Annotated in this window: 8 protein-coding genes; 4 read left to right on the top strand and 4 right to left on the bottom strand. The window is 69.3% G+C overall.

The genetic code is table 11. The features are described from left to right. Nucleotides 1–2,027 (top strand): ATP-binding protein (locus tag AB3X89_RS13205; RefSeq protein ID WP_368583670.1); only part of this gene is annotated, 2,027 nt, incomplete at its 5' end. A 34-nt stretch (nt 2,028–2,061) separates the two neighbouring features. Here the strand turns inward: AB3X89_RS13205 and cobJ are convergent. Genes cobJ through cobG form a run of 4 tightly spaced genes read right to left on the bottom strand, consistent with a single transcriptional unit; the run spans nt 2,062 to nt 6,648 of the window. Then, nucleotides 2,062–3,816 carry a precorrin-3B C(17)-methyltransferase gene (cobJ, locus tag AB3X89_RS13200; protein ID WP_368583678.1) on the bottom strand — a complete coding sequence of 585 codons (1,755 nt, stop codon included), beginning with the start codon at nt 3,814–3,816 and terminating at the stop codon, nt 2,062–2,064. Continuing rightward, a complete protein-coding gene (locus tag AB3X89_RS13195) occupies nt 3,813–4,556 on the bottom strand; it encodes a precorrin-2 C(20)-methyltransferase (protein WP_368583669.1) in 744 nt (247 codons plus the stop codon). The genes cobJ and AB3X89_RS13195 overlap by 4 nt, the downstream gene beginning before the upstream one ends. Next, on the bottom strand, nt 4,557–5,183 hold the full coding sequence (locus AB3X89_RS13190) for a precorrin-8X methylmutase (RefSeq protein WP_368583668.1): 627 nt from the start codon (nt 5,181–5,183) through the stop codon (nt 4,557–4,559). Then, a complete protein-coding gene (gene cobG / locus AB3X89_RS13185) occupies nt 5,176–6,648 on the bottom strand; it encodes a precorrin-3B synthase (protein WP_368583667.1) in 1,473 nt (490 codons plus the stop codon). Before cobG ends, AB3X89_RS13190 begins: the two co-directional genes overlap by 8 nt. Nucleotides 6,649–6,958: 310 nt before the next feature. Between cobG and cbiE the strand changes: the two genes are divergently transcribed. Genes cbiE through AB3X89_RS13170 form a run of 3 tightly spaced genes read left to right on the top strand, consistent with a single transcriptional unit; the run spans nt 6,959 to nt 10,019 of the window. Then, a complete protein-coding gene (gene cbiE, locus AB3X89_RS13180) occupies nt 6,959–8,182 on the top strand; it encodes a precorrin-6y C5,15-methyltransferase (decarboxylating) subunit CbiE (protein WP_368583666.1) in 1,224 nt (407 codons plus the stop codon). Next, entirely contained in the window at nt 8,182–9,282 is a 1,101-nt protein-coding gene (locus AB3X89_RS13175; RefSeq protein ID WP_368583665.1) for a cobalt-precorrin-5B (C(1))-methyltransferase, read from the top strand. The genes cbiE and AB3X89_RS13175 overlap by 1 nt, the downstream gene beginning before the upstream one ends. Beyond that, nucleotides 9,279–10,019, top strand: a complete 741-nt coding sequence (locus AB3X89_RS13170) for a cobalt-precorrin-6A reductase (protein ID WP_368583664.1) — start codon at nt 9,279–9,281, stop codon at nt 10,017–10,019. The genes AB3X89_RS13175 and AB3X89_RS13170 overlap by 4 nt, the downstream gene beginning before the upstream one ends. The last annotated feature ends 10 nt before the right edge of the window (nt 10,020–10,029 follow it).

Genomic DNA, 10,029 nt, shown 5'->3' with positions numbered 1-10,029 from the left:
CCGGGCCGCTCGCCGAGGCGGAGCAGAAGCTCGCCGCGCTGATCGCGAGCCGCGACGAGTTGCGACAGCAGCGCCAGCAGTTCGACGACAACATCGCGCGGCTCGCCTCACAACAGCAGGCGTTCGACGACGCCGAGCGCCGGCGTCCGTGGGAGCTTCACGAGCAGAAGGCCGCGCTCGCGCAGCAACGCGCCGTGGCGGTCGAGCAACTCGAACGCGGTCTCGAAGGGCTCGCGCAGTCGCTGAAGATCGGCGAGGCCGAGCTCGCGTTGTCGGTGCAGCAGGAGCAGGGCGCGCTCGAACTCGAAGCGGCCATCGCGCGCGAACGAGAGCAACTCGACGCGGCGCGCGCCGAGGTCGCGGCCGCGCAAACCGCGCATGCGCAGGCGCAAAGCCGCGTGGCGCAATTCGAGCAGGCAGCCGCCGAGGCGAACCGTGCGCTCGAACTCGCGAACGCGGCCGTGACCGCCGCCGATCTGCGCAGCCAGGTCGATTTCTATCGGGCGGAGAGCCAGCGGCTCGAAGCGTCGATCGGCGAGGCGGACAAGGCGAACATGGCGGTGCTGCAGGCGGCGCGCGACGCGGCAGCGCTCGAACTCGACGACGCGCAGTTCAAGCGCCTCGTCGCGCTCGATGGCGAGTTGACCGTGCTGCGCGCGCGGACCGAGGCGGCGATGACGCGCATCGAATACAGCTTGAACGGCGAGTTGCGCGTCGGCGGTGAGACGATCAGCGGCACGGGAGTGCTGCGTGTCGATGAAGAAAAGCGTATCGGCCTCGGCGAGCTTGGCGAATTGCGCGTGATTCCGGGTGTGTCCGATCTGTCCGCGCGATTGTCGGAACTGGCATCGCTCGAAGCGAAGCACGCGCAGTTGCTGCTCACGCTCGGCGTTGCGTCGGTGGCCGATGCGCAGGCGCGTCACGAGCAATGGAAAACGCTGGTCGCGCAACAGAAGAGCCAGGCGAGGATACTCGAGGTCCATGCGCCGCAAGGCATCGATGCGTTGCGCGCGGCGTTGGCGTCGACGGCGGCGCGCTGGCAGGCGTCGAGCGAGCGCCTGGCCGGTCTGCCCGACGTGTCGGCGGCGCCGCCGCTCGAGGACGCGCGCCGCAATGCCGGCATCGCGCGCGACGCGTTGGAGGCCGCGCGCAAGGTGCTCGCGCAAGCGGCGGGCGCGCAATCCACCGGCGTCGCGAAGGCCGATTCGCTGACGGCGCAACTGCAGCGCAAAGAAGCGCAGCTGAACGACGAAGCGTTCCGGCGCAATCGCGCGCAGTGGCAGGCGCATATCGTCGAGCAGCGCGTGAAGGTCGATGCGCTGAAGAACCAGCGCGGCGAGCGCGAACGCGAACTCGATGCGGCGCGTCTGGACGACCCCGTGGCGGAGGCGAAGCGCTATCGCGCATCGGCGGAACTCGCGCGCAACGAGCAGCATGAGCGTCAACTGCGCATCGCGGAACTGCGTAGCCAGCTCGAAACGATGGGCGCATCGGGCCTTGGCGAACGGCTTGCCGCGCTCGAAGCGCAGGTCGAGCAGGCCACGCGCCGCAAGGACGAACTGAGCCTGCGCGCGAGCGCGCTGAGTCTGCTCGACGAGGTGCTGGTCGACGAACGCGACGCCGCGCTGGCACAACTGCGCGCGCCGTTGACCGAGCGGCTCGGTCATTATCTGAAGCGGATTTTTCCGCAGTCGAGCCTCGCGCTCGGCGACGATCTGATTCCGGCGATGCTCGATCGCGACGGCCGCGCGGAACTGCTCGACGCGCTGAGCTTCGGCACGCGCGAGCAGCTCGGCATCCTGACGCGGCTCGCGTACGCGGACCTGTTGCAGGCCTCAGGCCGGCCCACTCTGCTGATGCTCGACGATGCCGCGGTCCACACCGATGCGGCGCGCCGCGACGCGCTCAAGCGCGTATTGATCGACGCGGCGACGCGGCATCAGATTCTGGTGTTCACGTGTCATCCGGAGTTGTGGGACGACCTGGGCGTCAGGCAGCGGGCGGTGCAGGATTTGAAGGTGGCGTGAGCGGGACGGGCCGGCACCACCCGGTACGGCCCGCTTACTCGTACCACCGCGGCGTGTACACCCACTGCGCGCCGTTATCGCCACAAGCGAATTTTCTCGTCAGCGACGACCCGACGATCACCATCGTGCGCATATCCACGTCGGCCGAGCGAAGCTCGCCGAGCGTCACTGTGCGCAACGTGCCGCCAGGCCGGCCGATATCGCGTCCGAGCACCACCTGCGTCGATGGCGCGCGATATTCCCGCACGATATCGAGCGCCTTGTCGAGTTGCCACGGACGCGCGCGCGAAATCGGGTTGTAGAACGCCATCACCAGATCGGCTTGCGCCGCATGGCGCAGGCGGGTTTCGATGATCGTCCACGGCTTCAGGTTGTCCGACAGCGACAGCATGCAGAAGTCGTGGCCGAGCGGGGCGCCGGCCTGCGCCGCGGTCGCGAGCGCGGCCGACACGCCCGGCACGATCGATAGTTCGACGGCCGCCCATGCGTCGTTGCGCGAAGCTTCGAGCGCTTCGAGCACAGCGGCCGCCATCGCGAACACGCCGGGGTCGCCCGACGACACCATCACGACCGAGCGGCCTTCGCTCGCGAGCTCGAACGCGTGCCGCGCGCGCTGCATTTCCTCGCGATTGTCGGTGCCGTGCACGCGCTGATCGGCGCGCAGCGGGCCGGCCATTTTCACGTAGGTGTCGTAGCCGAGGATGTCGGTCGCTTCGTTCAACGCGGTGCGCGCGGCCGGGACCATCAGTTCGGCGCAACCGGGGCCGAGGCCGATCACGGTCAGGCGGCCGCGGGCACGGCCGAGCGTCACTGGGTCGATGGCGAGCGGGGAGAGAGCGAGCGCGACGTTCGGGTCAGCGTCGTCGTGCAGCGTTTCGTGGGGGACACGTAGCGCGGTCTGCAGCAAGCGCGCGGCGCTCGATTCGCCCGTGTCGGCGCTGGTATCGGCGAAACGTAGCGGCACATCGAGAAGCCGCGCCGCTTGCGCAAGCGCCGGGTCGGCCATGCCCGTCGATGGCGCGAGCAGGGCCGCGAGCGAAAGCATCGCGAGACCGTGCGCTTTCAGTGCCGCGCGCACGCGTGCGACGATCGCATCGGCGGACTCGGCATCGTCGCTGACGACAGCCGCCACCACGCTGCGCGGATGAATCACGAGCTCGTCTTCGCGCCCCTCCCACGCGCGCGGCGTCACGCGAATCGCGAGACGTGCCGACTCCGAGCGCGGCAGTTGCGCGTCGTCGAGCCACGGCGCGTCGCCTTCGATGCGCGTGCTTTCGCCCGCCAGCAGATCCGACACGAAGCGCTTGCCCTGGCCGAGATCGGCGAGCGCATAGCCATCGGGCGGATTGAGCACGCAGGTGCCGAAGCGCAATTCGCCGCTCGTCGTGATCGCGGGCTGCACCGCCAACGCGGCGGCGATGTCGCGCGCCATCAGGTTGACGCCCGCGAGGCCGCCGAGCAGCGGCACGACCGCGCTGCCGTCCTCGGCGAGCGCGAGCACCGGCGGCTCGGCGCCTTTGTTCGACAGCAGCGGCGCGAGGCAGCGAATCACGATGCCGGCCGCGCACAACGCGACGATCGGCGTGCCGCGGGCATACAGCTCGCGCAGATGCGTGCCGAGTTCGCTGTACGAGACGTCGGCCTCGACGCGGCCTTGCAGCGCGTGGACCTGGCAACCAGGAGCAACGCCCGCTGCGATATGCGCGCCACGCTCGACATACAGCGCCTGAATCCGCCGCGCCGTCGCGAGCGCGCCCGTACCGAGAATCACGATCGCGGGCGCGTTCATCCTTGCCATTTCTGCCCCGGCACGACCAGCAGCGAGAAATACGGCGACGCCATCGGATCGACTTCGGCGAGCGGCACGATGCGCTGATTGCGCATCGTCGCGCGCTCGACGTACAGCGCGCGCTGCGCGAGTCCGAGTTCGTCGAGCACGCGCCGCACCTTGTCGAAATTGCGGCCGAGTTTCATGATGACCGCCGCGTCGGCATCGGCCAGACGGCGGCGCAATTCGTCTTCGGGCAACACGCCCGACAGCACCGACAAGCTCTGATTGCGATACACGAGCGGCGCGCCGAGCACCGCCGCACCGCCGAGCATCGAGCACACGCCGGGCACTACTTCACTGTCGTAGCGCGCCGCGAGCCGGTCGTGCAGATACATGTACGAGCCGTAGAAGAACGGATCGCCTTCGCAGACCACGGCGACGTCACGGCCCGCGTCGAGATGGCCGGCGACGACTTCGGCGGCGGTGTCGTAGAAGTCCGCGATGATCGCTTCGTACGACAGCGGCGGTTCGAGCGCTTCGGTCGTGACCGGATAGACGAGCGGCAGATGCTGCTGCGCGTCGTGCAGATGCGCCTCGATGATGCCGAACGCGTTGCCCTTCTTGCCCTTCGCGACGAAATACGCGACCACCGGCGCCGCTTTAAGCAGCCGCAGCGCCTTCAACGTCAGCAATTCCGGGTCACCGGGACCGACGCCGATGCCGTATAGCCTTCCGCGGCTCGTTAGCTGGCTCGTCATTTATTCGACCTCTGTCGCAAGCGCGTTGACCGCGGCGGCGGCCATCGCGCTGCCGCCGCGCCGTCCATGCACGACTACATAGGGGACGCCGCGGCTGTTTTGCGCGAGTGCCGCTTTCGATTCCGCCGCGCCCACGAAGCCGACCGGAAAGCCGAGAATCAGCGCGGGCTTCGGCGCGCCGGCATCGAGCATGTCGAGCAGATGAAACAGCGCGGTCGGCGCATTGCCGATCACGACGACGCTGCCCGCCAGATGCGGACGCCACAATTCGAGCGCGGCGGCCGAGCGCGTGTTGCCGATCTCGCGCGCCATCGCTGGCACATCCGGGTGCGTCAGCGTGCAGGTCACTTCGTTGTTTGCGGCGAGCCGCGCGCGCGTAATGCCTTGCGCGACCATGCCCGCGTCGCACAGGATCGGCGCGCCTTGCGCGAGCGCACGGCGGCCCGCGCTGCCGGCGCCGTCCGAGAACGCGAGGTCGTCGATCACGTCGACCATGCCGCACGCGTGGATCACGCGCACCGCGAGTTTTTCGAGGTCGGCGGGGATGCGCGCGAGGTCGGCCTCCGCGCGGATCGTCGCGAACGATTGGCGGTAGATCTCCTGACCGTCGCGAATGTAATCAAGCATGGGAAGTACTCCGGGCGAGGCGCGCAAGCAGCGCGGCGGCCTCGTCGATCGTCAGTTGGGGCGCGACGCATTGGCCGAATCCGGGGTGATGGTCGTCGCGTCGATAAAGGTCGTAGCGGCCGGGCGCGGCGGCGAGCAGCGTGTACGGCGCGCGATGCGCGGCCGCGCACGAGCGCGGGCAGCCGGTCAGATGCACGTCGACGCCGGCGGGCAAGCGTTCGGCGAGTTGCAGCGCGTCGGTCTTGGTGTCGGCGAGGCCCTTCGCGCAACCGGCCGAACCGGCGCAGGCGATCACATGCGTGATGGCCTGCGCGGGATCGCAGGCGAGGCCGAGTGCGCTCAGCTTCGCGAGCACCGCGGGCACGGCGTTGGTCGCGATGTCGGGCAGCAGCACGCTTTGCCATGGCGTTGCGTGCAGCATGCCGTTGCCGTGTTGTTGCGCGAGCGCGGCGACGTCGCGCAGCGTGGCCGCGTCGATCCGGCCGAGCGGCGGTTGGCCGCCGACGTGCCACATGCCGCCGCCGTGCTGTGCGTGCGCGCCGAGCCGCAATGACGCGTCGGCGGGAATGTGGCGTTGCCAGTCGCGCAGCGATGCGTCGCGCGCGAGCGGGAAGTCGACGTAGCGTTGCGCGTGCTGCAGCAGCGCATCGGCGGAGTGCGTGGCGAGCAGGTCGCGCATGCGGGTCGCGTCGGCTGGGGCGAGGTCGAGGAACGTGTGCAGCAACGCGCGCACGAGCACTGGCACGCGCGACGGTGGTGCGGCCGCGAGCGCACCCGTGCCGTTGGCATCGGGATGGTCGCCGGCGTTCGCGTTGTCGCCTGTCGAGCCGGGGCACCCAGCGAGGCCGAACACGAAGCGCACGCCTTCTTCGTCAGCCGACGCCGCGAGCCACACGTCATGCGGATGATCGATTCGCGCGAGTCGTTCGCCGCCGTCGAGCAGCAGCGCGAATTTCGGCGACAACGCGGCGAAGCGCACATCGCTTTGCAGCAGCGTGAGCAGTTCCGCGCACAACGGCGTCGTGTCGATCAGCGCGTGCGGATCGCGGCCGGCGGCGGGGCTGATCATCACGTTGCGGACGTCGTCGGCGTAGCTGAGCGCGTTGGGGGTGGCGGTGTGCGGGTCGTTCGCGGCGGCCGGTCCAAGTCCCGCGCCAATCAGCGCTGCGCTCAACTCAGCTTCGTGTCCGCTACGCACGCCGCGCAGTTGCAGATTCGCGCGATTGGTCAACTCGGCGACGCCGTTTGCGTGCCGCGTGCTGGCATCGGCGATCGCGTGTGCCTGCGCCGCGCTCAGCACGCCGCCGGGCAGTTTGATGCGGCAGATGCCGCCGTCGCGTGCGGAGACGATGCGCAGCAACCCCGGACATGCCGAGGACCGCGGTGACGTGACCGCGTGGGACGAAACGGGGGGAGGCGAAGCTGGATTCAATGGGGCACCGGGTTTAGCGTCGCGCGACGGCATGGTGGCGGCCTCGCTGCATGCTGCCCGATGAAGCCCGGCGTGAACCATGCGGCCGAAAGCGCTTCGGGCTGACCGTGGGCAATGAAAGCGGCCATTATATCTTTACGCAATGGCCGCAGCGCCTGTTTGCCGGCCATCGCGCGATGCCGCCGGTCGCGACGCATGACGCCTTGCCGCGGACCCGCGGGCCGCATGGCGGCGGTATCATGCGGACTTTCGCAACCCGCCGTCCGAGCCTGCGAGCAGCCGCATGCACGACGCGGCGCGGTGCAATCGCTGAAGATTCGACGCAACTGATGAGGATGGATGCATGCCGGCATGGCTGACCGTAGTGGGCATTGGCGACGACGGCTTCGCCGGTTTGGGGCGGCCCGCGCGGCGTGCGTTGCTGGGCGCGTCGGTCGTGTACGGCGGCGAGCGCCATCTGGCGATGCTGCCCGCGCGGCTCGCCGCGCGCCGTGCCGGGTGGCCGCGTCCGTTCGATCTCGCGCCATTGCTCGCCGAGCGTCCGCACGCGGTGTGCGTGCTCGCGAGCGGCGACCCGATGCTGTTCGGCGTCGGCGCGACGCTCGCGCGGCAGTTGCCGGCCGGGGAATTGCGCGTGCTGCCCGCGCCGTCGTCGCTGTCGCTCGCGGCCGCGCGGCTCGGCTGGCCGTTGCAGGATGTCGCGACCGTGTCGCTGGTCGGCCGGCCGCTTGCCACGCTGAATGCGCATCTGCACGACGGCGCGCGCCTGTTCGTGCTGAGCGCGGATGGCCACACCCCGGCGGCGCTGGCGGCCTCGCTCGATGCGCGCGGTTACGGCGCAACTCAGATGACCGTGCTCGAACATCTGGGCGGTGAACGCGAACGGCGTGTCGATGGCCGCGCCGATCAATGGCCGGGCGGCGAGATGGCCGCGCTCAATCTGATCGCGCTCGACTGCCGCGCGTCCGCGCAAGCAGCGCGTCTGCCGCTGACCTGCGGCTTACCCGACGACGCCTTTATCCACGACGGCCAGTTGACCAAGCGCGACGTGCGCGCCATCACGCTCGCGCGCCTCGCGCCCGCGCCTGGTGAGTTGCTGTGGGACGTCGGCGCGGGCAGCGGTTCGATCGGTATCGAATGGATGCGCGCGCATCCCACCTGTCGTGCGATCGCGATCGAGGCGAACGACGCGCGGCAGCGCTTCATCGAACAGAATCGCGATACGCTGGGTGTGCCTGGTCTGCAACTGGTGGCCGGCCGCGCGCCGGACGCGTTGCGGGGGCTACCCGCGCCGCACGCGGTGTTTATCGGCGGAGGGGTGACGGTGCCGGACGTGCTGGACACCTGCTGGGCGCAACTGCGCGACGGCGGCCGGCTCGTCGCGAACGCGGTCACGCTGCAAGGCGAGGCGGTGCTCGCCGCGTGGCGCGAGCAGCATGGCGGCACGCTGACACGCATCGCGCTCGCGCACGCGCAACCGCTCGGCGGCTTCGATACATGGCGCCAGGCGTTGCCGATCACGCTGCTCGACGTGACCAAGCCCGCCAATCCGTCAGCCGATTCGTGATGCGCGACGAAACCCCCGAACAGCCGGCGCCGCTGCGCAGCGGCTATACGACCGGCAGCTGCGCGACCGCGACGTCTCTGGCGGCCGCGCGTTTGCTGCTGGCGGGCGAGGTCAGCGAGGTCGCCGAGATCGTGTTGCCAAAGGGCCAGCATGTGCCGATGCGGCTCACGTTCTGCCGTCTCGTGGAGACGGACGGCGAACGGATCGCCGAGGCCGGCACGATCAAGGATGCCGGTGACGATCCCGACGTGACGCACGGCGCGCTGGTGTTCGCGCGCGTGCGCCTCGTGCCCGAGCCCGGTGTGATTTTTCGCGCGGGGCCGGGCGTCGGCACGGTCACGCGCGCGGGGCTCACGCTGGCGGTTGGCGAACCGGCGATCAATCCGGTCCCGCGCCAGATGATCACGCAGCACCTCGACGAACTCGCCTCGCATCATGCGTATCAAGGCGGCTTCGAAGTGACGCTCTGCGTGGAAAACGGCGAAGCGCTCGCGCTGAAAACGATGAACCCGCGTCTCGGTATCGTCGGTGGACTGTCGATACTCGGCACTACCGGTATCGTGCGGCCGTTTTCGTGTTCCGCCTATATCGCGTCGATCCATCAGGGCATCGACGTTGCGCGCGCGAACGGCTATATGCATGTGGCCGCCTGCACCGGCAACGCGAGCGAGGACGCGATGCGCGCGCACTACGGCCTGCCCGATATCGCGCTGATCGAAATGGGCGATTTTGTCGGCGCGGTGCTCAAGCATGTGAAGCGCGCGCCGGTCGAGCGTCTGAGCATTTGCGGCGGCTTCGGCAAGCTCAGCAAGCTCGCGGCCGGCCATCTCGATCTGCATAGCCGCAACTCCAGCATCGATCTCGAACAACTCGCCGGCTGGGCCGCCGGGCATGGCGCCGACGACGCGCTGCAAGCGGCGATGCGCGCGGCCAACACGAGCCAGCAGGCGCTCGCGCTCGCGCATGCGCAACAGGTGCCGCTCGGCGATATCGTCTGTCAGCGCGCGTTGGCCGTTGCACGCGATATCGTGCCGCCGCAGGTCAGCGTCGAAATCTTCGCGATCGACCGGCAGGGCAAGTTCGTCGGAGTCGCCCGATGACGCGCATCCTGTTGCTCGGCGGCACCGGCGACGCGCTGAAGATCGCGCGCGAACTCGGTCCCGCGCATGTGTACAGTCTCGCGGGGCTCGGCAAGGTGCCCGACGACCTGAAGTGCGCGGTGCGCGTCGGCGGCTTCGGCGGCAGCGAGGGGCTGGCGCGTTATCTCGCGAGCGAAGCGATCGGCCTCGTGATCGACGCGACGCATCCGTACGCGGCGCGGATCAGTGCGAATGCCGTAGCGGCGTGTCGCGTCGCGAGGGTGCCGTGCTGGGCGCTGCGGCGTCCGGCGTGGCAGCCGCGAGCCGGCGATGACTGGCGCATCGTCGATGACTGGAACGCACTGATCGACGCGCTCGCGCCTTTCAGAAGGCCGCTATTCACGCTCGGACGCGAACCGCTCACGCATCTCGACGAGATTCCGCCGTATCAATTCTGGACCGTGCGCGTGCTCGATTCGCATCCGGACACCGCGCGCTCGCGCATCCTCGCCGCGCGCGGACCGTTCACGCTCGACGGCGAACGCGCGCTGTTCGCGCTGCAGGCGTTCGACGTCGTCGTCAGCAAGAACAGCGGCGGCGGCGCGACCGAGGCCAAGCTCGAAGTTGCGCGCGAACGCGGCTTGCCGGTGATCATGCTGCGACGGCCGGTGTTGCCCGACGTCGATCGCGAGTTCGCCACCATTGCCGATCTTCTCGATGCGCTGCCCGCGCACGCGCAAGCGGCTTCGGATCAGTGAGCAAATAACT

It is taken from the genome of Paraburkholderia sp. BR14320 (genome assembly GCF_040948665.1).
Taxonomy (GTDB): Bacteria; Pseudomonadota; Gammaproteobacteria; order Burkholderiales; family Burkholderiaceae; genus Paraburkholderia; species Paraburkholderia youngii.
Note: the sequence above shows the minus strand (reverse complement) of the source record. Positions and strands in the feature narration are given on the sequence as shown.

Coding starts and splice junctions, on each gene's coding strand:
- cobG (WP_368583667.1), bottom strand. CDS start 6,648: ATGCCGTCGCGCGACGCTAAACCCGGTGCCCCATTGAATCCAGCTTCG.
- AB3X89_RS13170 (WP_368583664.1), top strand. CDS start 9,279: ATGACGCGCATCCTGTTGCTCGGCGGCACCGGCGACGCGCTGAAGATC.
- AB3X89_RS13175 (WP_368583665.1), top strand. CDS start 8,182: ATGCGCGACGAAACCCCCGAACAGCCGGCGCCGCTGCGCAGCGGCTAT.
- AB3X89_RS13195 (WP_368583669.1), bottom strand. CDS start 4,556: ATGACGAGCCAGCTAACGAGCCGCGGAAGGCTATACGGCATCGGCGTC.
- cobJ (WP_368583678.1), bottom strand. CDS start 3,816: ATGAACGCGCCCGCGATCGTGATTCTCGGTACGGGCGCGCTCGCGACG.
- AB3X89_RS13190 (WP_368583668.1), bottom strand. CDS start 5,183: ATGCTTGATTACATTCGCGACGGTCAGGAGATCTACCGCCAATCGTTC.
- cbiE (WP_368583666.1), top strand. CDS start 6,959: ATGCCGGCATGGCTGACCGTAGTGGGCATTGGCGACGACGGCTTCGCC.